We start from the raw sequence: 25379 nt of genomic DNA on the forward strand, positions 1-25379 counted from the left end.
CGGGGACGACCCCCGCCCTCGCCACGGGGTCATCGACCGTGACCATGACGCGGTCGTGCTCCTGCGTCTCGTCGAGGGGGACCTCCAGGAGCGGCCTCGTCGAACTCCCTGGGTCTGCCCATGGTTCGAGGGCAGCCATTCCAGAACGATCAGTCCCGATCGCCCGCCCCCCGGTCCCGATGGCTGTGGTCGAGCGGGCCGTGCCAGCGGTCGGTGCGCCGGCCGACGTCGAGCCGCTCCCCCGCCGCGATGGCCTCCGCGAGCCACGGCTTGGCCGTGCGCAGGGCGTCCTCCCAGGCCGTCCCGCGCGCGGCGAGCACCGCGAGCGCCGAGGAGAGCGTGCAGCCCGTTCCATGCGTCGACCGGGAGGAGACGCGCGCGCCGCGCACCTCGGTGACCCGGCCTTCGGGGCCGATCACGGCGTCCGGGACCCCTTCCGCGAGGTCCGCGGCATGCCGGAGGTGGCCGCCCTTCAGGACGACCGTCACGCCGTGCTCCGCGGCGAGGCCGCGGGCCAGCTCCAGGGCGTCCGCCCACCGCGCGGGGACGTCCGCGCCGGTCAACGCCGCGAGTTCGGGCAGGTTGGGCGTGACGACGTCCACCGCTGCGAGCAGCGGCGCCCACCCGGCGGGCACGGCGGCGTCGGAGAGCGCGTCCCCCGAGCTCGCCACCATCACGGGATCCAGCACGACGCGCGGGGGCCGGACCCGCTCGAGCCAGTCGCGGACGGCATCCCGGAGCTCGGGCGAGCCGAGCATGCCGATCTTCACGGCGTCGAGCCCGATGTCCGCGGCGACCGAGTCCAGCTGGGCGCGGACGACGTCGACGGGCAGCGGATGCACCGCCTGCACGCCCTGCGTGTTCTGCGCCGTGACGGCCGTGATCGCGGTGAGCCCGTAGCCGCCCCACGCCGCGATGGTCTTGAGGTCGGCCTGGATGCCGGCGCCGCCGCCGGAGTCGGAGCCGGCGATGGACAGGACGCGGGGCACGGACCGGCAGTCGGGGGCGCTCATGCGGCCCAGCGTGCCACGTCCGGCGCCCCCGCCGTGCGGTTCGACACACGCGGCCCGGATGGTCTAGCGTCCGTGGCATCCCCACGGGGGCCCCTGGCATGGGGCTGAGATCGGACTGACGCCGTCCGACCACCGTCTGAACCTGTCCGGGTCATGCCGGCGAAGGAAGAAGGAGACACGGCCATGGCCGTTTCCGAGCGCACCGCTCCGCCCACCACCCCTGCCCCCGCCGAGGCCGCCGCGTCCGAGTCCGCCGAGGCCGGCGCCGCCGTCGTCGCGGAGGAGAACTACCCCACGCACCGCCTGGGCTTCCTCGAGGACCCCGAGCACGGCATCCGCGTGCCGGTGACCCGCGTGCACCAGGACGACTCCCCCGACGGCACCCCGAACGAGCCGCTCACCGTGTACCGCACCATGGGCCCGGGCGCCGACCCCACCCGCGGCCTTCCGCCCCTGCGCGCGGAGTGGATCCGCACGCGCGGCGACGTCGAGGAGTACGCGGGCCGCGAGCGCGACCTGCTCGACGACGGCCGCTCGGCCGTGCGCCGCGGCGCCTCCACCCAGGAGTGGCAGGGAGAGAAGCGCGCACCCCTGCGCTCGGCCGAGGGCCGGCGCGTGACCCAGATGCACTACGCCCGCCGCGGGGAGATCACTCCGGAGATGCGCTTCGTGGCGCTGCGCGAGGGCGTGGACGTCGAGCTGGTCCGCTCCGAGGTGGCCGCCGGGCGCGCCATCATCCCCGCGAACGTGAACCACCCCGAGGCCGAGCCGATGATCATCGGCAGGGCGTTCGCCGTGAAGGTCAACGCGAACATCGGCAACTCGGCGGTCACCAGCTCGATCGCCGAGGAGGTCTCCAAGCTCGAGTGGGCCACCCGCTGGGGCGCGGACACCGTCATGGACCTCTCCACGGGCGACGACATCCACACCACCCGCGAGTGGATCCTGCGCAACTCCCCCGTGCCGATCGGCACCGTGCCGATCTACCAGGCCCTCGAGAAGGTCGGCGGCGACCATCAGGCGCTGACCTGGGACGTCTTCCGGGACACAGTGATCGAGCAGTGCGAGCAGGGCGTGGACTACATGACGATCCACGCGGGCGTGCTGCTGCGCCACGTGCCACTCTCCGCGGACCGCGTCACGGGGATCGTCTCCCGCGGCGGGTCGATCATGGCCGGCTGGTGCCTGGGGCACCACAAGGAGAACTTCCTCTACGAGCACTACGACGAGCTCTGCGAGATCTTCGCGCGCTACGACGTGTCCTTCTCCCTCGGCGACGGCCTGCGCCCCGGCTCCGTGGCGGACGCCAACGACGCCGCCCAGTTCGCCGAGCTGGACACGCTCGCCGAGCTGACGCGGCGCGCCTGGGAGCACGACGTCCAGGTCATGGTGGAGGGCCCCGGGCACATCCCGCTGCACCTCGTACGCGAGAACGTGGAGCGCCAGCAGGAGCTGTGCCAGGGCGCCCCGTTCTACACGCTCGGCCCCCTCGTCACGGACATCGCCCCGGCGTACGACCACATCACCTCGGCCATCGGCGCCACCGAGATCGCCCGCTACGGCACCGCGATGCTCTGCTACGTCACGCCCAAGGAGCACCTGGGCCTGCCGAACCGGGACGACGTGAAGACGGGTGTGATCACCTACAAGATCGCGGCGCACGCCGCCGACGTCGCCAAGGGCCACCCGGGCGCCCGCGACCGCGACGACGCCCTGTCCAAGGCCCGCTTCGAGTTCCGCTGGCGCGATCAGTTCGGCCTGGGCCTGGATCCGCAGCTCGCCGAGGAGTACCACGACGAGACGCTGCCCGCCGAGCCGGCCAAGACCGCGCACTTCTGCTCGATGTGCGGGCCGAAGTTCTGCTCGATGCGCATCAGCCAGGACATCCGCTCCGAGTTCGGCACGGCCTCGGACCAGGCGCGGATCGCGGAGGCGGGCATGGCGGCGAAGTCGCAGGAGTTCCTGTCCCAGGGCGGCTCCGTGTACCTGCCCCAGCCCACGGTGCGCACGGGCGGGGAGCCGGTGCCCGCGGCGGAGTGAGTGCCGGCGCGGGGGCGGCCCGGCCGTCCTGACCGCCCTGGCGGCGTGCGCGAGAGCACCGCCTGGTCCCCGTGCTGCGCCGCCGCTCCTGCACCGGCGCCCGCGCCGGGGAGCGCGTCCACCGGCGGCCTCCCCGGCTGACGACCCGTGCCATCGCTCCCCTAGCCTGGCCGCATGGACACCGACACCACGCACGGGACCCCGACTCCCCCCGGCGCCGAGTCCCCCGCCCTGGTCATCGGCGACGGCGGCCGGGCCCGTCCCGCCTGGGCCGCCGCCGACCCCCTGCTGCGCGCCTACTACGACGAGGAGTGGGGCGTCCCCGTCACGGACGAGGCGGGCGTGTTCGAGCGGCTCGTCCTCGAGGCGTTCCAGGCGGGCCTGAGCTGGCGGACGGTCCTGGCGAAGCGGCCCCGCTTCCGCGAGGCCTTCGTCGGCTTCGACCCGGACGCGGTCGCCGCCTTCCGCGAGGGCGACGTCGCGCGGCTCATGTCGGACGCCGGCATCATCCGCAACCGGGCGAAGATCCTCGCGGCCGTCGCCACGGCGCGGGCCGTCGTGGACATGCGGGAGGACGAGTTCACGCCCCTGCACGCCGCCTCGCCGGGGGCCGGCCCCGGATGGCAGGGCGAGGGCGACCGTCCCGTGCGGGGCGTCGCCGGGCTGGTCTGGTCCCATCAGCCCGCGGAGTCCCCGCGCCCGGAGACGCCGGCGGACATCCCGTCCACCTCGGACGAGTCCCGCGCCCTGGCGAAGGAGCTCAAGCGGCGCGGTGCGCGGTTCGTCGGTCCGACGACGTGCTTCGCCCTGATGGAGGCGGTCGGCGTGGTGGACACCCACCTGCTCGGCTCCTGGCGAAGGGGCGCGTCCGGCGTCTGGGGCTGAGCGGAGGAGAGGAGGCAGGATGGCAGGAGAACCCGACGTCGCGGTGCGGCGCCGGCCTCGATGAAGGAGTCAGCATGACCACGTCCCAGACCGCCTCCACCACGTATCGCACGGTCAACCCGGCCACCGGGGAGCTCGTCCAGGAGTTCGAGCCCGCCACGGACCAGCGGGTCGCCGAGGCCCTCGACGCGAGCCAGGCCGCCTACGAGTCCTGGTCCGCGAAGACCGTGGCCGAGCGCGCGGCCGTGGTGAAGCGCATCGCCGAGCTGCTCGCCGAGCGCGCGAAGGACATCGCGACGCTCATCACCACGGAGATGGGCAAGGCCCTCGGCGGGGCCGTGGGCGAGGTCCGCTACAGCGCCCAGATCTTCGCCTACTACGCGGACGGCGCGGAGGAGATGCTCGCGGACGAGCCCGTCAAGGACTTCTCCGGTCAGGAGGCGTTCATCCAGAAGCTGCCGCTCGGCCCCCTGCTGGGGATCATGCCGTGGAACTTCCCCGTGTACCAGGTGGCCCGCTTCGCCGCACCGAACCTGGTCCTCGGCAACACCATCCTGCTCAAGCACGCCGAGATCAACCCCCAGACCGCTCAGCTCCTCGAGGACCTGTTCCGGGAGGCCGGACTGCCGGAGGGCGTGTACCAGAACCTCTTCGCCACCCACGATCAGGTCTCCACGATCATCGCGGACCCGCGGGTGCAGGGCGTGTCCCTCACCGGCTCGGAGCGCGCCGGCGCGGCGGTGGGCGAACAGGCCGGCCGTCACCTCAAGAAGTGCGTGCTGGAGCTCGGCGGCTCCGATCCGTACATCGTGCTCTCCACGCCGGACGTCCGCGCCGCCGCGCGTGACGCCCTGCGGACCCGCCTGGGCAACTGGGGCCAGGCCTGCAACTCCAACAAGCGCATGATCGTGATGGACGACATCTACGAGGAGTTCGTCGCCGAGCTCGTGGCCGAGGCCCGCAAGCTCGTCCCGGGCGACCCCGCGTCGCGTGACGCAGGCATCTACGGCCCCCTGTCCTCCGAGTCCGCGGCGGACGGCCTCGCGGAGCAGGTCGCGGCGGCCCGCGCGGGCGGTGCCACCGTGCACGTGGGCGGCGAGCGCGTGGCGGGTCCGTCCGGCGGCGGCTTCTACGTCTCCCCGGCCGTCATCACGGATGTGGAGAAGGACAACCGCGTGTTCCGCGAGGAGCTCTTCGGCCCTGCGGCCGTCGTCTACAAGGTGTCCTCCGCCGAGGAGGCGGTCGCCCTGGCCAACGACTCGCAGTACGGCCTGGGCGGCGCCGTGTTCTCCACCGACCTCGAGGAGGCGAAGGGCGTGGCCGATCGCCTCGCCGTGGGCATGGCGAACGTGAACCAGTACGCCCCGGCCGGCCCGAACCTGCCGTTCGGCGGCGTCAAGCGCTCGGGCTTCGGCCGGGAGCTCGGCCCGCACGCCGTGGACGAGTTCGCCAACAAGCGCCTCTACACGGTGCAGGGTCCGCTTCAGGGCTGACCCTCACCGGCCGGGAAGATCCTCATGCCCGCAGGCTCTTGAACGCACCGAGGACGGGCACCGGCCATGCACACGGCATGGTCGGTGCCCCGCCCTCGGCGGAACGGTCAGCGAGAGGTCAGGCGGTCGGCGCGGCGGTGGAGCCGGCCGGGCCGCTGTTCGCCACGGCCGGACCGGAGCCGGTGACCGGCTCGCGGCCCTGCACGATGTCGATCGCGCCGGTGAACTCACGCTCGATGTGCGCCTGGACGTGGCGCGAACGCTGGGTGAACAGCGAGACGAGGACGCCCGCGATCAGCGCGGCGATGAAGCCGGGCAGGAGCTCGTAGAGGCCGAACCAGCTCCACGTGTCCGCGGAGGCCTCGGACCAGGACCACGCCACGGCGGCGCCGACGACCATGGCGGCCATCGCGCCCCACGAGGTGAACTTCTCCCAGTACAGGGCGAGCAGGATCACGGGGCCGAACGCGGCGCCGAAGCCGGCCCACGCGAAGGACACGAGGTCGAGCACGGAGGAGTCCGGGTTCAGCGCGAGCAGGCCGGCGATCAGGGCGATCACGAGCACACCGAGGCGGCCCATCCACAGCAGCGTCTTCGGGGAGGCGGTGCGCCCGCCCACCTTGAACAGGTCCTCCACGAGAGCGGAGGAGCACACCACGAGCTGCGAGGACAGGGTGGACATGACGGCGGCGAGCACGGCCGCCAGCACGAGGCCCGCGATGAACGGGTGGAACATGATGGAGGAGAGCACGAGGAACACGGTCTCCGGGTCGGCGAGCGTGGTGCCCGGGTTGGCCTGGAAGTACGCGATGCCCACGAGCGCGGTGAGGACGGCGCCGAACACGGAGAGCGTCATCCACGTGATGCCCACGCGCCGGGCGACGGTCGCATCCTGGGCGGTGCGCAGCGCCATGAAGCGCACGATGATGTGCGGCTGGCCGAAGTAGCCGAGGCCCCACGCGAGCGAGGAGAGGACGCCGATCAGTGTCGCGTTGGCGAACAGCGAGAAGTGGTCCACGGGGTCACCGGCCCCCGCCGAGGCGGCATCGGCGGCACGCAGGCCGTCCACGACGGCGTCCCAGCCGCCCATGGAGATGATCACGACGATCGGCACGATCACCAGCGCGAGGAACATGAGGATGCCCTGGGCCACGTCGGTCAGGGATGCGCCCAGGAAGCCGCCGAAGAGGGTGTACAGCACGGTGATGCCGGCCACCACGATCATGCCGGTGAGGTAGTTGATGCTGATGCCCTCGGCGTAGAGCGAGTCCGGCCCGAAGGTCGACTCGATGAACTTGCCGCCGGCCACCATGCCGGAGGACACGTAGAACGTGAAGAAGACGAGGATGATGAGGCCGGCCACGATGCGCAGGATGTGCGTGCGGTCCTTGAAGCGGTTCTCCAGGAAGGAGGGGATCGTCACGGAGTTTCCGGAGACCTCGGTGTAGGAGCGCAGGCGCGGGGCCACGATCTTCCAGTTCACCCAGGCGCCGACGACGAGGCCGACGGCCATCCAGCCCTCGACGAGGCCGGCGGCATAGATGGCGCCGGGCAGGCCCATGAGCAGCCAGCCGGACATGTCCGAGGCGCCGGCGGAGAGAGCGGCCACCGAGGGCTTCATGTTTCGCCCGGCCAGGAGGTAATCGTCCAGGTCGGAGTTCTGTTTCGAGGCGTACAGGCCGATCGCCACCATGGCGGCGAAGTACAAGCCGATTGCCAATAACAAATAGATCGTGTTCATGTCCATTATTCCAGAGTTCCACAGATCGTCCCTGAACCCCAGCCGAAAGTCCGTGTGACAGAATGCCCGGCTCACGGCGATGACGAGGCCCACACCCGCCGGGACGGCATCCCTCCGCGGCGAACACCCCGCGCGGCGCCGACCGGCCTCCGTAGACTGGTCCGGCCATGACCGACTCCTCACGCCCCGGGACCCCCGACGCCGCCCCCACCGCGCCCGTCGACGCCCCCGGCAGCACCCCCACCTCCCCCGCCCCGCGCGAGCTCTCCTTCCCCGAGCACCTGCCGGTGGCGGAGCGCCGCGCGGAGATCATGGCGGCCATCCGCGACCACCAGGTGGTGATCGTCGCGGGCGAGACCGGCTCCGGCAAGACGACCCAGCTGCCCAAGATGTGCCTGGCCCTGGGCCTCGGGGACGCCGGGACGATCGGCCACACCCAGCCCCGCCGCCTCGCCGCCCGCTCGGTGGCCGAGCGCATCGCCGAGGAGATCGGCGAGCCGATCGGCCAGACGGTCGGCTACCAGGTGCGCTTCACGGCGCAGACCTCCAAGCAGACCCGGGTCAAGGTCATGACGGACGGCATCCTGCTGGCCGAGATCCCCCACGATCCGCTCCTGAAGCGCTATTCGGTGATCATCATCGACGAGGCGCACGAGCGCAGCCTCAACATCGACTTCCTCCTGGGCTACCTCCGGCAGCTGCTGCCGCAGCGCCCGGACCTGAAGGTGATCATCACCTCGGCCACGATCGACCCCGAGTCGTTCGCGCGCCACTTCGGCCGACCCGCCACGGACGCCGAGCGTGCCGAGCGCGTGGCGGACGGGGTGCCGGAGGAGGAGGCCGCCGTCGTCCCCGCCCCGGTCATCGAGGTCTCGGGCCGCACGTTCCCGGTCGAGATCCGCTACCGGCCGCTCACCGACGAGCCCTCCCCCGACGATCCCGACGACGACGCCGACGACGCCGCGGAGACGCGTGACCCCCTCGACGCGATCGGCGATGCCGTCCTCGAGCTGGCCGCGGAGCCGGCCGGGGACATCCTCGTGTTCCTGCCCGGCGAGCGGGAGATCCGCGACGCCGCGGACCACCTGGCCGGCGTCGTCGCGGGCTCGAAGCGCCTCGCCGGGACAGAGATCCTGCCCCTGTTCGGCCGCCTCTCGATGGCCGAGCAGCACCGCGTGTTCGGCCGCGCGGCGTCCGGGGTGCGCCGGCGGATCGTGCTGGCCACCAACGTCGCGGAGACCTCGCTGACGGTGCCGGGCATCAAGTACGTGATCGACACGGGCACGGCCCGCATCTCCCGCTACTCGAACCGCACGAAGGTGCAGCGTCTGCCGATCGAGCGCGTGTCCCAGGCGAGCGCCAACCAGCGCTCGGGGCGCTCGGGCCGCACGAGCGACGGCATCGCGATCCGCCTGTACTCGCAGGAGGACTTCCTCTCCCGCCCCGAGTTCACCGACCCGGAGATCCTGCGCACCTCGCTGGCCTCCGTCATCCTCCAGATGATGTCCCTCGGCGTCGCGCGGACGCCCGCGGACGTGAAGGACTTCCCCTTCCTCCAGCCCCCGGACGGCCGCCAGGTCACCGACGGCGCCACCGCACTCACCGAACTCGGCGCGCTCGCCGCCAAGGCGGGGACCATCACGCCGATCGGGCGCCGGCTGGCCCGCCTGCCCGTGGACCCGCGCCTGGGCCGCATGATCCTGGAGTCGGGCGAGCGCGGCTGCGTGCGGGAGGTCATGGTGATTGCCGCCGCGCTCACCATCCAGGACCCCCGGGAGCGCCCCACCGAGCAGCGCGAGGCGGCGGACGAGATGCACCGCCGGTTCGCGGACGAGAACTCGGACTTCTCCGCGATCCTCCGTCTGTGGGCCTACCTGCGAGAGCAGCAGACGGAGCTCTCCGGCTCGCAGTTCCGCAAGATGTGCCGCCGCGAGCACCTGAACTGGCTGCGCGTGCACGAGTGGCAGGACCTCGTCCAGCAGCTGCGCCAGATCGCCAAGGACGTGGGCGTCACGGTCCAGGCCGGTCCCGTGGACCCGGTGGGCCAGCACGAGGCCGTGCACAAGTCGCTGCTGACGGGCCTGCTCTCGCAGATCGGCTCCTACGACGAGCGCCGCCGCGAGTACGCGGGCGCGCGCGGCACCCGGTTCGCCGTGTTCCCCGGCTCCGCGCTGTTCAAGAAGCGCCACCCGTTCGTCATGGCGGCCGAGCTCGTGGAGACCTCCCGCCTGTGGGCCCGCTCCGTCGCCCGGATCGAGCCGGAGTGGGCCGAGGAGGTGGCGGGCGACCTGGTGAAGCGCACGTACAACGAGCCGCACTGGTCGCGCCGCGCGGGCTCCGTCGTCGCGCGTGAGAAGGTGACGCTGTTCGGCGTCACCCTCGTGCCGGACCGCTCCGTGCGCTTCGGTCGCATCGACCCGGAGCTCTCCCGCGAGCTGTTCATCCGGCACGCCCTCGTGGAGGGCGACTGGCGCACACGCCACCACTTCTTCGCCCGCAACCGCCGCGCCCTCGAGGAGGTCGAGGCCCTCGAGACGCGCCTGCGCCGCCGCGACCTGCGCGTGGGCGACGAGGACCTCTTCGCCTTCTACGACGCGCGGATCCCGGGAGACGTCGTCTCCGAAAGGCACTTCGACGCATGGTGGAAGAAGGCGCGCCAGGAGCAGCCGGACCTGCTCGACCTCGACGTGGACGCCCTCCTCACGCAGGACGCTGCGGACCTCGACACGGACGCGTTCCCCACGACCTTCCGCTATCCGCTGCCCGGCGGCGACGTGGACCTCGACCTCGAGTACACGTTCGACCCCACGGGCGCCTCCGGCACGGACGGCGTCACGGTGGCCGTTCCGGTCCTCCTCCTGAACCAGGTGGCCCCGAGCCCGTTCGCGTGGCTCGTGCCCGGTCTGCGCGTGGAGCTCGTCACGGCGCTCATCAAGGCCCTCCCCAAGGCCGTGCGCAGGAACCTCGTGCCCGCCCCGGACGTGGCCCGGCAGCTCGTGGCCGACCTCGCAGAGCACGCGGACCCGCTCACGGACGACCTGCCCGCGGCGCTCTCGGCCGCCGTGCGCCGGGTCCGCGGGATCGTGGTGGAGCCGGAGCTCTGGGCGCCCGACGCGGTGCCCCCGCACCTGCGGATGGACTACCGCGTGGTGGACGCCCGCGGCGCCGTCATGGGCGCCGGCCAGGACCTCCCCGCCCTCCAGTCTCGCCTCGCCCAGGCGAACCGCTCGGCCATCGCGGCCCGCCTGGCCGGCACGGACGACCCCGCGAACGCGCGCCCGGGACCCCGCCAGGACGGCCGGGGCTCGGATCGTGGGGGCACCGGCGCTCGCGACGGCGGCCGGGGACGCCGCGGGCCGGGGAAGGACCGTCAGGGTGCCGAGTCCTCCGCCCAGGCGGCGGGTCACGGGGACGGTGGGCCGTCGTCGACCGCGCCCGACGCCGGCCGTGCCGCCCCCGCGTTCGCGGAGCGGCATGGACTGACCACGTGGAGCGTGGGCACCGTGCCCCGCAAGATCACCACGGAGGCGGGCGGCCGCGGCCCCGCGATCACGGGCTACCCCGCACTCGTCCCCGAGACGACGCCGGAGGGCCGCCCCGCGGCGGGGCTCACCGTGGCCCGCTCGGCCGAGGACCAGGCCGCGTGGCACCGCGCCGGCGTGATCCGGCTCCTGCTGGCCGCCCTTCCCAGCCCGCAGCGCTACGTGCTGGACCACCTCGACAACCGGGAGAAGCTCGCGTTCACGCAGAACCCGCACGGCTCGGTGGACTCGCTCGTGGCGGACTGCACGCAGGCCGCTGTGGACCGGCTCGTCGGCCCGGAGCTCCCGTTCGGCGAGGCCGAGTTCCGGGCGCTGTTCGACCGGGTCCGCGCCGACCTCATCGACACCGTGTTCGCGGTCACGAAGCTCGTGGAGCAGGTGCTCTCCCGCGCCGCGGAGGTGCGCCGCCGGCTCAAGGGCTCCGTCTCCCTCGCGACGGCGCCGGCGAAGTCGGACGTCAAGGCCCACCTCGAGCAGCTCGTGTTCCCCGGCTTCGCGGCCACCACGGGGTGGGAGCAGCTGCAGCACCTGCCCCGCTACGTGCAGGGCATGCTGACGCGCCTGGACCGCCTCGACGCCGGCGGGCACCTGCAGCGCGACGGCCAGGCCATGGCGGTGGTCCAGCGCCTCGAGGACGACTTCGACGCCGCCGTGGCCGCGCACCGCGCCCGCTTCGCCGGCACTCCCGTGCCGGCGGAGCTCGAGCGCGTGCGCTGGCTCATCGAGGAGCTGCGCGTCTCCTTCTTCGCCCAGGAGCTGGGCACGGCCGTGTCCGTCTCGGAGAAGCGGGTGCGCCAGGCACTGGCCGCCGCCGCCCGGGCCTGAGGCCGGGGCGGCACCGGCGGCGTCAGTCCTGCGGGACGGCGGCGGTGTGGCCGGCTGAGCGCAGTCCGTCGCGGATGCGCCGCGCGGCCTCCTCGAGGTCCTTCGGCTCGGGCGAGTTGTCCACGCGGGCCATGTCGTAGTCGTCCATGGAGTTGGACGGCCACACGTGCACGTGCAGGTGCGGGATCTCGTAGCCGGCCACCATCAGGCCGGCGCGCTGCGCACCGAACGCATCCACCTGCGCGCGGCCGATCCGCTGTGCGACCTGCATGAGGTGGGCGAGGAGCCCGGGGTCGGCGTCGACCCACTGGTCCACCTCCTCGCGGGGCACCACGAGCGTGTGCCCCTGGGCCAGGGGGCCCGCCGAGAGGAAGGCGACGCACTGCTCGTCCTGCCAGACGAAGCGGGCGGGGAGCTCTCCGGCGATGATGCGGGTGAAGACGCTGGTCATGGGATGTCCTTCCGATCTGCGGGGTGGGCGGGCGCACGGCCCGCCGAGGGTCCGCCCTCAGTGTCCGTCAGGAGAGGCCCCCACGGCCACCGGCCGGGCCGGATCGTGGACCCATGAGGACCAGGAGCCGGGGAAGAGCGCCGCCCCGGGATGGCCCGCCACGGTCATCGCGAGGACCTGATGGGCGGCCGTGACGCCGGATCCGCAGTAGACGGCCACCCGGACGTCGTCCCGCACCCCGGCCGCCGCGAAGCGCGCCGCGAGCTGCTCGGGCGGCAGGAGGCGACCGTCGGGGCGGAGGTTCTGCGCGGTCGGCAGACTGCGGGCGCCGGGGATGTGGCCGGCCACCGGATCGAGGGGCTCGACCTCTCCGCGATACCGTTCGGCCGCGCGGGCGTCGAGGAGCAGGCCGTGCTCGGCGATCTCCTCGGCGCCGGCGGCGTCCACCACGGGCATGCGGCCCCACTGGATGGTCGCCGAGCCCGGCGTGGGGATCACCTCGCCCGACTGCAGCGGCAGTCCGGCCTCTCGCCACGCGTCCAGCCCGCCGTCGAGCAGCAGCACGTCGGGCAGCCCCCCGTGGCGCAGCAGCCACCAGGCGCGCGCGGCGGCGAGGCCGCCGATGTCGTCGTACACGACCACGGTGTCGCCGTCGTCGATCCCCCACATGCGCACCGTCTCCGCGAAGTCCGCCGGATCCGGCAGCGGGTGACGGCCCTCCAGGGTCCCGGGCGGGCCGGCGAGCCGGCTCGGCAGGGCCACGTAGACGGCGCCGGGCAGGTGGCCGTGGAGATAGCCCTCATGGTCGGTCGCACCGCTGCCGAGCTCGTAGCGGATGTCGAGGAGCACGAGGCGCCGCGGTGCGGGGGCGTCGGCCTGCACGTAGGCGGGGACGGCCGGGACGGGCTCCGCCTCCAGCGCGGGGGCCAGTCGGAGCCAGCCGGCCAGCACGTCCACCGTGACGACGGACGCCGCGGAGGCGGGGAGGATCGGGGCCGGGGCGTCGGAGGGAAGGGTGTGCACCCGCACACCATACGTGACGGTCCGTAACGCTCACCGCGAGGCGGACGCCCCGCGACGCGCCCCGTGTGCCCGGGGCACCATGCCGGATCCGGCCCCGCTGATAGCCTGGGACGAGTGCCCAGGAGCCGGTCATCGGCTCCGCGAAGCCCCCCGGGACCGTTCGGATCCGGCCGCGGAAGGAGGACCGTCAGCGTGACCAGCACCGCTCCCGACCCCCGCGCCGGACGCGTGCGCGCCACCCGCCAGAAGGCGGCTGTGGACCGTGCCCTGGACGAGCTCGAGGACTTCGTCAGTGCCCAGGAGCTCCACGCCCACCTCAAGGACGCCGGCGAGCGCGTCTCCCTCGCCACCGTGTACCGCACGCTGCAGCAGCAGCTCGAGGACGGCACCGTGGACGTCCTCCGGCGCGAGGACGGCGAGTCCGTGTACCGCCGGTGCGCCGCGCAGGGCCATCACCACCACCTCGTGTGCCGCTCGTGCGGGGCCACCGTGGAGCTCACGGCCCCGCCCGTCGAGCGGTGGGCGGCCGCCGTCGCCGCCGTGCACGGGTTCACGGCCACGGACCACACCGTGGAGATCACCGGCCTCTGCGCCGCGTGCACGGCGGCCGCGGCGAGCTGAGCCCCTGGGCGCCTAGCGGTGCTCGGGCCCCCCGGAGGGGTCGTCCAGATGCCCGAACACGGGCCGGTGGAGCGCGCCGCGCCCGTAGACCCGCTCGAGGTTCTCCTCCGTGAGCACGTGGGCGGGCACGCCCGAGGCGACCACGCGTCCGCCCATGAGGACCACATGGTCCGCCGCGGCCGCCTCGTCGAGGTCGTGGGTCGTGAACACCACGGAGACCCCCTCGTGCGGCTGCTCGTGGATCAGGTCGTCGATCGTGCGGGCCGAGACCAGGTCGAGGCCGGTGACCGGCTCGTCCAGCATGAGCACGTCATGCTCCTGGGCCAGACCCTGTGCGACGTACACGCGCTGCCGCTGGCCGCCGGAGAGCTGGTCGAGGTGCCGCGCCGCCAGGTCCGTGACCCGCATGCGCTCCATCGCCGCGTCCGCCGCGGCCCGGTCGGCGGCCCTCAGGCGTCCGAACCAGCCGAGGGACGGGTACCGGCCCATGGTGACCACGTCCCGCACCGTGAGCGGGACGCCCTGCGGGAACTGGAGGGACTGCATCACGAAGGCGGTGCGGCGGGCCCGCTCGGCGGCGGGCTCGCCGAGCACGTGCACGGTGCCCGCCGCGGGCTCGAGCACTCCCGCGAGCGCCGCCAGGAGGGTGGACTTGCCGGAGCCGTTGGGCCCGATCACGGCCACCACGCACCCGGCGGGAACCGTGAAGGAGGAGGCCTCCACGGCCAGGTGCTCGCCGTGGCGCAGCTCGAGGCCTGCGGCCTCGGCGAGGATCCGGGGGTCGTTCACGAGGTCACGCTCCGGCGGGTCGGGAGGCCGTCACGCGTGCGGCGGGCCGCGGCGCGGAGGCGGCGCCCCCGGGCGGCCTGCACCGCGGCGCGCACGGCCAGGACGAGGAAGAACAGGACGATCGGCACGAGCGCCATGGTGGCGGATCCGGCCGTGCCCCAGTGGAAGCTCAGGATCAGGCCGAGGGTGACGGAGAGGGCGCCGATCAGCATGGAGGCGGCCATCATCCACGGCACGGTGCGCGTGATCAGCGCGGCGGTGGCGGGCGGGCCCACGAGCAGGCCGAACACGAGCACGGTGCCCACGGCCTGGAACGAGCCGATCACGGCGGCCCCGATCATCACGAGCAGGAGCGCGTGCGTGAGCCGGGGGCGCATGCCGAGGGCGCGCGCCTTGGCCTCCGAGAAGCTCAGGGCCAGCAGCGGACGGTACAGCACCAGGCCCAGCACCACGACGGCGGCCGCGATCGCGCCCTGCACCCGCAGCCCCTCCGGCGAGACGCCGAGGGCGTCGCCGAAGAGGATGGCGGTGAGGGAGCCCGTGTAGGAGTCCGAGAGCGAGATGATCACGACGCCGAGGGCCATCATCCCCACGAACAGCAGGCCGATGGCCGTGTCCTCCTTGAGGGTGGTGGCCCGGTGGACGAGCGAGATGCCGGCCATCATGACGGCGGCGGCCACGGCGGCGCCCACGTGCAGGTTCCCGCCCAGCACCACGGCGAGCGCGATGCCCGGCAGGACGCCGTGCACGAACGCGTCCCCGAAGAAGCTCATGCCGCGCAGCACGAGCCAGGTGCCCACCACGGAGCACGTGAGTGCGGCGATGAGCCCGCCGAGCAGGGCGCGCTGCTGGAATCCCAGCAGGAAGGGGTCGGTCAGCCAGTCCACGGGGGTGTCGGTCCTCAGGGTCGGTGTCGGTGGGGCCACGGGCGGTGCCCGCGGCGGGGGACGGGTCAGGCGGCGAGGGCGTCGGCGAGCGTCCGCGCGTTGTGGAGCATGGCGTCGGCATAGTCGGACTCGGCGGAGTCCGCGGGCCCGACGCCGGACTCGTACAGCTCCACGACCGGCAGGTCCCCCGCCTCCCGGGAGACCGCGTCCACGAGGCCCGTGCCCGCTGCCACGGAGGTGAGGATCGCATCCGCGCCGGACTCGCGCACCTGGGAGGCCAGGGCTGCGAGCTCCTGGGAGGAGGGCTCCGCGTCCGTCGATCCGCCCGGGATCACGACGCCGGCCACCTCGAACCCGTACGCCGCTCCGAAGTAGCCGTAGGCGTCGTGGTCGGTGACGAGCGTGCGCCGCTCCGCGGGGACGGCCGCCAGGATCTCGCGCACCTGCCGGTCGGTGTCCTCGAGCTCCCCCTGCACGCGGCGCCCGCACTCGGCGTAGCCGTCGTCGCCGGTGTGCTCGGCCAGGGCGTCGCCCATCACCGACGCGGCCGTGGCCATGCGCGCCACGTCCATCCAGACGTGCGGGTCCTGCGAGCCGTGGGCGTGGCCCTCGTGGGCGTGGGCGGCGTGCTCCTCGGCACTCTCCCCCGCGTGCTCGGCCTCACCGGCGTGCTCGGCCTCACCGGCACCGAAGGGCAGGGGGTCCAGCCGGGGTGCCACCTCCACGACGTCGGCGCCGTCCCGCTTCGCATTCTCGAGCGCGGACCCCATGCCGCCCTCGAGGCCGAGGCCGTTGGAGAACACGAGTCCGGCGCGGACCATCTGGGCCACCTGCTCGGAGGACGGGGACACGTCGTGCGGATCGTCGCCCGGGCCCATGATCGTCCCGGACTCCGCGTCGCGGCACGCCGTGACGTCCGCGAGGACCGATCCGAGCTGGGTGGTGGTGGCCACGGCGACGGGCTTCCCCTCCCCCGGGTCGGCGGCCGGGCGGCCGGCCCCCTCGCCGGCCTCGGAGCCGCACGCGCTCAGCCCGAGGGCGAGCACGAGGAGGGGTGCGGCGAGAGTGCGGGCACGGCGGGGAGCGGTCACGGGCGAGGGGTCCTTCCGGGGGGGGCGGCGGCGCCCGACGGGGCGTCTTGTTGCTAACGATTCTCATGTTAGCAGGTCCCGGCGCCCCGCCGCCCGGGGCCCCGCTCAGGCCAGCCGCATCCGCCGTGGGGTCTGCGTGACGTCGTGGATCTCACCCACGAGCTCCTCGAGGACGTCCTCCAGGAACAGCACGCCCACGGTGGTGCCCTCCGTGGTGATCACGCGCGCCAGGTGGGAGCCGGTGCGCTGCATGAGCGCGAGCGCGTCCTCCACCTCGTCGTCGGCGCGCACGTTGGCCAGGGAGCGGATGCGCGTGAGCGGCACGGGACGCTCGTAGGCGTCGGGGGCCACCATGAGCACGTCCTTGAGGTGCAGGTAGCCGGTGTACCCGCCGTCGGGGTCCTCCACCACGAAGCGGGAGAAGCCCACCCGTCCCACGGCCCACTCGAAGGCCTGCGGGGTGACGTCCTCCGGCACCGTGACCACGCGCTCCAGCGGGACCATGACGTCGCCGGCCGTGTAGGAGGAGAACTCCAGGGCGGAGTGCAGCACGCCGGACTCGTCCTCGAGGGTGCCCGAGCGCGTGGACTCGGCCACGATCGACTGGACCTCCTCGAGCGTGAAGGAGGAGGCCACCTCGTCCTTCGGCTCGATCCCGAACGCCCGCAGCACGAGGTTCGCGGCCCAGTTCAGGGACACGATGATGGGGTGGAGCAGGCGGCTGAGCCACACGAGCGGCTGGGCCAGGAGCATGACGGCGCGATCGGCGAACGACACCGCCGCGTTCTTGGGGATCATCTCGCCGAACGTCACGTGGAGGAACGTGACCACCAGGAGGGCGACGACGAACGCGGCGATGTCCGCGACGCCCGCGGGCACGCCGACGGCCTCCATCGGCACCACGAGCAGGTGGTGCAGGGCCGGCTCCGAGACGTTGAGGATCAGGAGCGAGCACACGGTGATGCCGAGCTGGCACACGGCCAGCATCGCCGAGACGTGCTCCATGGCGTACAGGGCGGTCGTGGCCGGCCGGGAGCCTGCCTCGGCGCGCGGCTCGATCTGGGAGCGGCGAGCGCCCATGACGGCGAACTCGCCCGCCACGAAGAAGGCGTTGGCGACCAGCAGGACCACCAGCCAGAGCAGTCCGATCACGTCCTCGCTCATGCGCGGGCCTCCGTCCTGTCCGCGGGCACCGGGTCGAAGCGCACGCGCTCCACCCGCCGTCCGTCCATGCGCTCCACCGCGAGCGATCCGCCGTCGACGGCCACGACGTCGCCCACCCGGGCGATGCGGCCGAGGCGGGCCATCACGAAGCCGCCGATGGTCTCGTAGGCGCCGTCCTCGGGGACGGACAGCGCGGTGATCTGGGCCTGCGCCTCGTCCGGGCGCAGATCGGCCGGGAAGTACCAGCGTCCGGAGGCGGTCTGCAGGACGCCGGGGGTGATCCGGTCGTGCTCGTCGGCGACCTCGCCCACGATCTCCTCCACCACGTCCTCGAGGGTGACGACGCCGGCGGTGCCGCCGTACTCGTCCACCACCACGGCCATCTGCAGGTTGGCCTCGCGCAGCTCCGTGAGCAGCTGGTCCAGGTGGACGGTCTCGGGGACGCGGATGATGTCCGACATGAGGGAGCCGGCCGTGAGGTCGGCGCGGCGCTCCCGGGGGACGGCCGCGACCCTCTTCACGTGCACGACGCCGCGGATGTCGTCCGAGGACTCGCCGATCACGGGGAAGCGGGAGAAGCCGCTCTGCCGGGCGAGCTCCACGACGTGGGAGAGCCCCTCGTCCTCGCCCACGGTCTCCACGCGGATGCGCGGGGTCATCACGTCGGCCGCCGTGCGGTCCGCGAAGCGCAGGGTGCGGTCCAGGAACGTGGCCGTCTGCTGGTCGAGCGTGCCGAGCTGGGCCGAGCGCCGCACGAGCGAGGAGAGCTCCTCAGGGCTGCGGGCGCCGGAGATCTCCTCCTTCGCCTCGATCCCGAAGCGCCCGAGGACGCGGTTGGAGAAGCCGTTGAGGACCGCGATCGCGGGCCGGAAGACGGCCGTGAACACGAGCATGGGCCGCGCGAGCCGACGCCCGATGGGGAGGGGCTGGGAGATCGCCATGTTCTTGGGCACCAGCTCGCCGATCAGCATGGAGAGCAGCGTGGCCGTCACCATGGCGACGACGAGCGAGACGGTGCCCGCGATCGCCTCGGGCACGCCCGCCCCGATCAGGAGCGGGTCCACGAGGCGCCCGATCGCCGGGTCCATGACGTAGCCCGTCAGGAGCGTGGTGAGCGTGATGCCCAGCTGGCACGCGGAGAGCTGGGTGGACAGGGACTTCAGGCAGCGCAGGAGCGGCTCGGCGCCGCGGTCGCCCTGGTCCACCATCCGCTGCACGGTGGGCACGTCGATCGCGATGAGCGAGAACTCGACGGCCACGAAGAATCCGGTGCCCAGGACGAGCAGGATGCCGGCGATCAGCAGGATCCACTCCACGGGGCCTCACCCCCTCCCCGAGGAGTCGGGGTGGGCGTCGAACGGGCGACGCCGGGACTGGAAGGCTCCGATCCGGCCCCGTCCGCGAGCGCGGACGGGCAGGCTGGCACAGCAGTGTCAGGGTGATCCATAGTGCGACCAGTATAGGGGCGGGGCCGCGGGCGGAGAGACCCCTTCGGGCGTGCCGCGCCGCCTCACCACGAGGCGGCCACGGGCCGGCCCTCGTCGTAGCCGGCGGCGGACTGCAGCCCCAGGACGGCCCGCTCGCGGAACTCCGCCAGGTCCCGCGCACCCGCGTACGTGAGGGCGGAGCGGACGCCGGCGGTGATGGTGTCCAGCAGGTCCTCCACGGAGGGGTGGCGGGGGTCCACGTCCATGCGCGAGGAGGAGATGCCCTCCTCGAACATGCCCTTGCGGGCCTTGGTGAAGGGGTCCTCGTGGCGCGTGCGGTGCTCGACGGCCCGGGCCGAGGCCATGCCGAAGCTCTCCTTGTGGCGGCGGCCGTCGGCGTCGTGCACGAGGTCCCCCGGGGACTCGAGCGTGCCCGCGAACCACGAGCCGATCATCACCGAGCTCGCCCCGGCCGCGAGGGCGAGGGCCACGTCACGCGGGTGCTTCACGCCGCCGTCGGCCCACACGCGGGCACCGGCCTCGCGGGCGGCGGCCGCGCACTCCAGCACGGCGGACAGCTGCGGGCGGCCGACGGCGGTCTGCATGCGCGTGGTGCACATGGCGCCCGGGCCCACCCCCACCTTCACGATGTCGGCGCCGGCGGCCACGAGGTCCTGCACGCCCTCGGCGGTCACCACGTTGCCGGCGACCACCGGCACGCCGGGGTCGAGCGAGCGCACCGCGGCGAGGGCGTCGAGCATCGTCTCCTGGTGGCCGTGCGCGGTGTCCACCACGAGCACGTCCACGCCGGCCTCGAGGAGGGCGGAGGCCTTCTCCCCCACGGCGCCGTTGATGCCGAGGGCCGCGCCCACGCGCAGTCGTCCGCCGGCGTCGCGGCTGGGCATGAAGAGGGAGGAGCGCAGCAGGCCCGCGCGGGTGACCACGCCGCGCAGGCGCGGGGCCCCACCGCCGGTCCCGGACTCGACGACGGGCGCCACGTCGAGGTGGGCGGCGTGCAGGCGCTCGAAGGCCGCGCGCAGCACGTCCGCGCCGGGGTGGGCGCCGGCGTCCCCGCCCAGCTCGTCCGCGGTCAGCGTGAGCGCGGCCGGGTGCATCACGGAGGACGCCGAGGCGAAGCGGTCCACGTCGTCGCAGTCCCGCAGACGGACCAGGCCGAGGAGGCCGCCGTCGGCATCCACCACCGCGACGACGCCGTGGTTGCGTCGGTCCATGAGGTGCAGCAGGTCCAGGACGGTGTCGTGCGGGCGCACCGTCAGCGCGGTGTCCACCACGGGGTGGGCGGACTTCACGCGGGCGACCGTCTCGGCGATCACGTCGGCGGGGACGTCCTGGGGCAGGATCCCGAGGCCGCCGCGGCGGGCCATCGTCTCCACCATGCGCCGGCCGGTGACGGCGGTCATGTTGGCCGAGACGAGCGGGATGGAGCCGCCCGTCGCGTCGTCCGGGGCGATGTCCACGTCCATGCGGCTCGCGACGTCGGAGCGGGAGGGGACGAGGAACACGTCGTTGTAGGTGAGGTCGACGCTCGGCGGGGTGAGGAAGCGCATGTGGCCAGTCTCCCAGACCGGGACGCGGCCCCTGCCGGACGCTCCGCCCTCGCCCTCGACGGTGCCTGAGCACCTATGATGTTCGGAGGCGTCCGCCAGCGGCAGCACGGGCGCACCGCTCGCGACCGGACCGCTCCCCTGGGCGGTCCCCGTCGGACCATCGCATCACAAGGCTCAGGAAGAGGCGTTGCACAGTGCCAGAACTCACGTCTGATCGGCTCGCGCAGGAGTTCCCCGGGAACGAGAAGCTCGTGGCCGAGATCTACCGGAAGTACCGCGCCGACGAGGGCTCCGTGGATCGTCAGTGGGCACAGATCTTCGCTCGCCTCGAGGCGAGCGCCCCGCAGCAGGCGGCCTCCGCCACGCCATCGAAGCCCGCCCCCGCGAAGGCGTCCCCCGCGAAGGCCGCCTCGGCCGAGGGCGTCGGCCCGCAGTCCGCCACCGCGCCGTCGGCGAACGCCACCCCGGTCCGCACCGGCGGGGACACCCGCGCCGCGTCCGCGACCGCGACGGCCGCCCCCGCCACCGCCCAGCCGAAGACCGCGCCCGCCAAGACCGGCGCCAAGAAGGCCGCCGCCCAGGCCGTGCCCTCCGAGCCCGCCAAGGACAAGCCCACCGCGGGCGCCTCCACGAAGGAGGAGAAGGCCACCGTGCTCAAGGGCATGGCCAAGGCCGTGGCCTCCAACATGGACGCCTCCCTCTCCATGCCCACCGCCACCACGGTGCGCGACGTGCCCGCCAAGCTGCTCATGGACAACCGCGCCATGATCAACAGCCACCTGGCCCGCACCCGCGGCGGCAAGGTCTCCTTCACGCACCTCATCGGCTACGCGATCGTGCGCGCGCTGAACGAGATGCCCGCCATGAACGTGCTCTACGAGGAGCGCGACGGCAAGCCCACCATGGTGGAGCCCGCTCACGTGAACTTCGGCCTGGCCATCGACCTGCCCAAGCCGGACGGCACGCGCGCGCTCGTGGTCCCCAACGTGAAGGCCGCCGAGACCCTGGACTTCCGCGGCTTCTGGCAGGCCTACGACGACCTGGTCCAGCGCGCCCGCAAGAACAAGCTGACCATGGACGACTACGTCGGCACCACGGTCTCGCTGACCAACCCCGGCGGCATCGGCACGGTGCACTCCGTGCCCCGCCTCTCCAAGGGCCAGGCCGCCATCATCGGCGTCGGTGCCCTCACCTACCCGGCCGCCTTCCAGGGCGCCGCGGAGAGCACCCTCAACGACCTGGCGATCTCCCGCACCATCACGCTGACCTCCACGTACGACCACCGCGTGATCCAGGGCGCCGGCTCGGGCGAGTTCCTCAAGATCATCCACGGCTACCTGCTCGGCGAGGACGGCTTCTACGACGAGGTCTTCCAGTCCCTGCGGATCCCCTACGAGCCCGTCCGCTGGGCCCAGGACGTCCAGGTCAACCCGGACGAGCAGGTCGGCAAGGTCGCCCGCGTGCAGCAGCTCATCCACGCGTACCGGGACCGCGGCCACCTCCTGGCCAACGTGGACCCGCTCGAGTACACGATGCGCACCCACCCGGACCTGGACGTCCGCGAGCACGGCCTCACCCTGTGGGACCTGGACCGCCCGTGGCCCACGGGCGGCTTCGGAGGGCAGTCCACGCTGCCCCTCCGCGCCATCCTCGGCGTGCTGCGGGACGCGTACTGCCGCACCATCGGCGTCGAGTACATGCACATCCAGAACCCGGCCGAGCGCGCCTGGTTCCAGGACCAGCTCGAGCGCCCGTACAACAAGCCGACCCGCGAGGAGCAGCTGCGCATCCTCGGCCGCCTGAACGCGGCCGAGGCCTTCGAGACGTTCCTGCAGACCAAGTACATCGGCCAGAAGCGCTTCTCCCTCGAGGGCGGCGAGTCCCTCATCCCCCTCCTGGACCACATCCTGGGCGACGCCGCGGACGCGGGCATGGACGAGGTGGCGATCGGCATGGCCCATCGCGGCCGTCTGAACGTGCTCACCAACATCGCCGGCAAGACCTACGGCCAGGTGTTCCGAGAGTTCGAGGGCGCCACGCCGAACGGCGCCTCCGGCTCCGGCGACGTGAAGTACCACATGGGCACGGAGGGCACCTTCGTGTCCGACGCCGGCAACAGCACCCGCGTGTACCTCGCCGCCAACCCCTCGCACCTGGAGGCCGTGGACCCGGTCCTGGAGGGCATCGTCCGCGCGAAGCAGGACCGCCTCGACCTCGGCTCGGAGCACCCGGACTCCTTCAGCGTGCTGCCGATCCTGGTGCACGGCGACGCGGCCTTCGCCGGCCAGGGCGTGGTGACCGAGGTGCTCAACCTCTCCCAGCTGCCCGGCTACCGCACCGGCGGCACCGTGCACGTCATCGTCAACAACCAGGTGGGCTTCACGACGCCGCCCTCCCAGGCCCGCTCCTCCGTGTACGCCACGGACGTGGCCAAGAGCATCCAGGCGCCGATCCTCCACGTGAACGGCGACGAGCCGGAGTCCGTGATGCGCGTGGCCCAGCTGGCGTTCGAGTACCGCCAGCGCTTCAACAAGGACGTCGTCATCGACCTCGTGTGCTACCGCCGCCGCGGCCACAACGAGGGCGACGACCCGTCGATGACGCAGCCGCGCATGTACAACCTGATCGAGCAGAAGCGCTCCACCCGCAAGCTGTACGTCGAGTCCCTCGTGGGCCGCGGCGACATCACGCAGGAGGAGGCGGACACCGCGCTGCGGGACTACCAGCAGCAGCTCGAGCGCGTGTTCGCGGAGACCCACGAGTCCAACGCCGACACCTCGGGCACCGGCGGCATCGAGCCCGCGAGCGACCGCGACCGCGCTCCCCAGGCCCCGGCCAAGACGGCCATCTCCCCGGAGACCCTGCGGGCCATCGGCGAGGCGCACCTGGCGACCCCGGAGGACTTCACCGTCCACCCGAAGCTCTCGACCCTGCTGGAGCGCCGCGCCAAGATGGCCGTGGACGGCGGGATCGACTGGGGCTTCGCGGAGCTCGCGGCGTTCGGCTCCCTCCTGATGGAGGGCGTGCCGGTGCGCCTCGCGGGCCAGGACTCGCAGCGCGGCACCTTCACGCAGCGCCACTCGGTGTTCCACGACCGCGTCACGGACGAGGAGTGGACGCCGCTGAAGAACCTCTCGCCGGACCAGGCGAAGTTCTGGGTCTACAACTCGCTGCTCTCCGAGTACGCCGCCCTCGGCTTCGAGTACGGCTACTCGGTGGAGCGCTCCGACGCCCTGGTGCTGTGGGAGGCGCAGTTCGGCGACTTCCTCAACGGCGCGCAGACCGTGATCGACGAGTTCATCTCCTCGGCCGAGCAGAAGTGGTCGCAGAGCTCCTCCGTGGTGCTCCTGCTCCCCCACGGCTACGAAGGCCAGGGGCCGGACCACTCCTCCGCCCGCATCGAGCGCTTCCTGCAGATGTGCGCCGAGGACAACATGCGCGTGGTGAACCCCTCGAACGGCGCGAGCCACTTCCACCTGCTGCGCGAGCAGGCCTACGCCCGCCCGCGCAAGCCGCTGATCGTGTTCACGCCCAAGCAGCTGCTGCGTCTCAAGGCGGCGGCCAACTCGGTGGAGGACTTCACGCAGGGCCGCTTCCAGCCGGTCATCCCGGACGCCGGGGTGGACGCGAAGAAGGTCACGCGCGTGCTCCTGGTCTCCGGCCGGCTGTACTACGACCTCCTGGCCCGCCGCGAGAAGTCCGGCGACGAGACGACCGCGATCGTCCGCGTGGAGCAGCTCTACCCGCTGCCCCTCGAGGAGATCCGCGAGCAGCTCGCCGCCTACGGCGACGCCGAGGTCATCTGGGTGCAGGACGAGCCGGCCAACCAGGGCCCGTGGCCCTTCATGGCCCTCAACCTGGTGCCTCAGCTGGGCCGCGAGGTGCGCCTCGTCTCCCGCCCGGCCTCCGCCTCCACCTCGGCGGGCACGAAGGGCCGGCACGACACCGAGCTGCAGACCCTCCTGGACACCTCGTTCGGCCGCTGAGCCGGCGCGAAAGGACACACCCGTGCAGTCTCGCCAGATCCGGATCGCCGCCGTCGGCGACCACATCCTCGCCGGCGCGGGGGATGCCCGCGCCATCGGGTGGTGGGGTCGCGTGCTGGCCCGCACGTCCGCCCAGGACGTGACCCTCGAGAACTACGTCCTCGCGGTGCCGCATGAGACCACGGAGCAGCTCAACGAGCGCTGGTGGGGCGAGGCCTCGCGGCGGTTCTCCGCCACCACGGAGAACCGCCTCGTGGTGGCCCTCTCGGACGCCGACCTGGACATCGAGGCCTCGTCCTCGGCCCGTTCGCGCCTCAACCTCGCGAACGTGCTGGACACCGCCTCCCAGCGGGACATCCCCGTGCTCGTGGTCGGCCCCACCCCCTCGCTCGACGAGGAGCGCAACGCGCGGCTCGCCGAGCTGAACGCGGCGTACCTGGACGTGGCCGACCGCCGTCGCCACGTGTACGTGGACGCGTTCACGCCGCTCGTGGGCCACGAGCAGTGGCGCTCGGACCTGGCGTCCGGCCAGGGCCTGCCGGGCCAGGCCGGGCACGGGCTGATCGCGTGGCTCGTGCTGCACCGCGGGTGGTACCAGTGGCTGGGCGTCCCGGAGCCCACCGCCTGACGCGCACCGCTCCCGCGGTGTGACAGAATGGACCACTGACCGAAGCCCGCTTCATCGGAGAGGAGACCCCCATGAGCAAGCGTGGACGCAAGCGTCGCGATCGCAAGAAGGGCGGCGCCAACCACGGCAAGCGCCCCAACGCCTGAGCATCGCTCAGCCGCATCGCACGAGAAGGGCCGACCCCCACGGGGTCGGCCCTTCTCGT

Annotated in this window: 17 protein-coding genes and 1 riboswitch; of the genes, 7 read left to right on the top strand and 10 right to left on the bottom strand. The window is 73.0% G+C overall.

Features of this window, described 5'->3' with window-relative positions; translation table 11 throughout:
* Window positions 1–149: 149 nt before the first annotated feature.
* Window positions 150–1013 carry a bifunctional hydroxymethylpyrimidine kinase/phosphomethylpyrimidine kinase gene (gene thiD / locus KZX60_RS01090; protein WP_248115181.1) on the bottom strand — a complete coding sequence of 288 codons (864 nt, stop codon included), beginning with the start codon at window positions 1011–1013 and terminating at the stop codon, window positions 150–152.
* 73 nt (window positions 1014–1086) lie between these two features.
* Window positions 1087–1198, top strand: a riboswitch (TPP riboswitch).
* Here thiD and thiC point away from each other — a divergent pair.
* The 3 genes from thiC (at window position 1197) to KZX60_RS01105 (ending at window position 5431) form a co-directional block, all read left to right on the top strand.
* Window positions 1197–3053 (top strand): phosphomethylpyrimidine synthase ThiC, encoded by a 1857-nt coding sequence (thiC, locus tag KZX60_RS01095; RefSeq protein WP_248115182.1) that lies wholly within the window; start codon window positions 1197–1199, stop codon window positions 3051–3053. It overlaps the preceding riboswitch by 2 nt.
* Before the next feature lie 174 nt (window positions 3054–3227).
* On the top strand, window positions 3228–3938 hold the full coding sequence (locus KZX60_RS01100; protein ID WP_248115183.1) for a DNA-3-methyladenine glycosylase I: 711 nt from the start codon (window positions 3228–3230) through the stop codon (window positions 3936–3938).
* A 74-nt stretch (window positions 3939–4012) separates the two neighbouring features.
* Window positions 4013–5431 carry an NAD-dependent succinate-semialdehyde dehydrogenase gene (locus KZX60_RS01105; protein ID WP_248115184.1) on the top strand — a complete coding sequence of 473 codons (1419 nt, stop codon included), beginning with the start codon at window positions 4013–4015 and terminating at the stop codon, window positions 5429–5431.
* A gap of 118 nt (window positions 5432–5549) precedes the next feature.
* Here the strand turns inward: KZX60_RS01105 and putP are convergent, their stop codons facing one another.
* Window positions 5550–7178 carry a sodium/proline symporter PutP gene (gene putP / locus KZX60_RS01110; RefSeq protein ID WP_248115185.1) on the bottom strand — a complete coding sequence of 543 codons (1629 nt, stop codon included), beginning with the start codon at window positions 7176–7178 and terminating at the stop codon, window positions 5550–5552.
* 161 nt (window positions 7179–7339) lie between these two features.
* Between putP and hrpA the strand changes: the two genes are divergently transcribed.
* Window positions 7340–11539 carry an ATP-dependent RNA helicase HrpA gene (gene hrpA, locus KZX60_RS01115; RefSeq protein WP_248115186.1) on the top strand — a complete coding sequence of 1400 codons (4200 nt, stop codon included), beginning with the start codon at window positions 7340–7342 and terminating at the stop codon, window positions 11537–11539.
* A gap of 22 nt (window positions 11540–11561) precedes the next feature.
* Here the strand turns inward: hrpA and KZX60_RS01120 are convergent, their stop codons facing one another.
* Together KZX60_RS01120 and KZX60_RS01125 are read right to left on the bottom strand one after the other, a co-directional pair.
* Window positions 11562–11990: an HIT family protein gene (locus tag KZX60_RS01120; protein ID WP_248115187.1), complete on the bottom strand. Its 429-nt coding sequence runs from the start codon at window positions 11988–11990 to the stop codon at window positions 11562–11564.
* Window positions 11991–12047: 57 nt separating this feature from the next.
* A complete protein-coding gene (locus tag KZX60_RS01125) occupies window positions 12048–13013 on the bottom strand; it encodes a sulfurtransferase (protein ID WP_248115188.1) in 966 nt (321 codons plus the stop codon).
* A gap of 192 nt (window positions 13014–13205) precedes the next feature.
* On the opposite strand from KZX60_RS01125, the gene KZX60_RS01130 reads away from it, so the two are divergent.
* Window positions 13206–13634: a transcriptional repressor gene (locus KZX60_RS01130; protein ID WP_248115189.1), complete on the top strand. Its 429-nt coding sequence runs from the start codon at window positions 13206–13208 to the stop codon at window positions 13632–13634.
* A gap of 12 nt (window positions 13635–13646) precedes the next feature.
* Here KZX60_RS01130 and KZX60_RS01135 read toward each other — a convergent pair whose 3' ends face one another.
* From KZX60_RS01135 to KZX60_RS01160, 6 genes are all read right to left on the bottom strand, one after another.
* A complete protein-coding gene (locus KZX60_RS01135) occupies window positions 13647–14423 on the bottom strand; it encodes an ABC transporter ATP-binding protein (RefSeq protein ID WP_248115190.1) in 777 nt (258 codons plus the stop codon).
* Window positions 14420–15310, bottom strand: coding sequence for a metal ABC transporter permease (locus tag KZX60_RS01140; RefSeq protein WP_248115191.1), 891 nt, complete (start codon window positions 15308–15310; stop codon window positions 14420–14422). The genes KZX60_RS01135 and KZX60_RS01140 overlap by 4 nt, the downstream gene beginning before the upstream one ends.
* A gap of 65 nt (window positions 15311–15375) precedes the next feature.
* Window positions 15376–16401 carry a metal ABC transporter substrate-binding protein gene (locus tag KZX60_RS01145; RefSeq protein ID WP_248115192.1) on the bottom strand — a complete coding sequence of 342 codons (1026 nt, stop codon included), beginning with the start codon at window positions 16399–16401 and terminating at the stop codon, window positions 15376–15378.
* Window positions 16402–16506: 105 nt separating this feature from the next.
* Window positions 16507–17565, bottom strand: a complete 1059-nt coding sequence (locus tag KZX60_RS01150) for a hemolysin family protein (RefSeq protein ID WP_248115193.1) — start codon at window positions 17563–17565, stop codon at window positions 16507–16509.
* Window positions 17562–18881, bottom strand: a complete 1320-nt coding sequence (locus KZX60_RS01155; RefSeq protein ID WP_248115194.1) for a hemolysin family protein — start codon at window positions 18879–18881, stop codon at window positions 17562–17564. The genes KZX60_RS01150 and KZX60_RS01155 overlap by 4 nt, the downstream gene beginning before the upstream one ends.
* Window positions 18882–19075: 194 nt before the next feature.
* Window positions 19076–20560 carry a GuaB1 family IMP dehydrogenase-related protein gene (locus KZX60_RS01160; RefSeq protein ID WP_248115195.1) on the bottom strand — a complete coding sequence of 495 codons (1485 nt, stop codon included), beginning with the start codon at window positions 20558–20560 and terminating at the stop codon, window positions 19076–19078.
* Window positions 20561–20754: 194 nt separating this feature from the next.
* On the opposite strand from KZX60_RS01160, the gene KZX60_RS01165 reads away from it, so the two are divergent.
* Window positions 20755–24546: a multifunctional oxoglutarate decarboxylase/oxoglutarate dehydrogenase thiamine pyrophosphate-binding subunit/dihydrolipoyllysine-residue succinyltransferase subunit gene (locus KZX60_RS01165; RefSeq protein WP_248115196.1), complete on the top strand. Its 3792-nt coding sequence runs from the start codon at window positions 20755–20757 to the stop codon at window positions 24544–24546.
* A gap of 22 nt (window positions 24547–24568) precedes the next feature.
* Entirely contained in the window at window positions 24569–25174 is a 606-nt protein-coding gene (locus tag KZX60_RS01170; RefSeq protein ID WP_248115197.1) for a GDSL-type esterase/lipase family protein, read from the top strand.
* Window positions 25175–25379: the final 205 nt, after the last annotated feature.

This window comes from Micrococcus sp. EYE_212 (assembly GCF_023147585.1).
Classification (GTDB): domain Bacteria; phylum Actinomycetota; class Actinomycetes; order Actinomycetales; family Micrococcaceae; genus Micrococcus.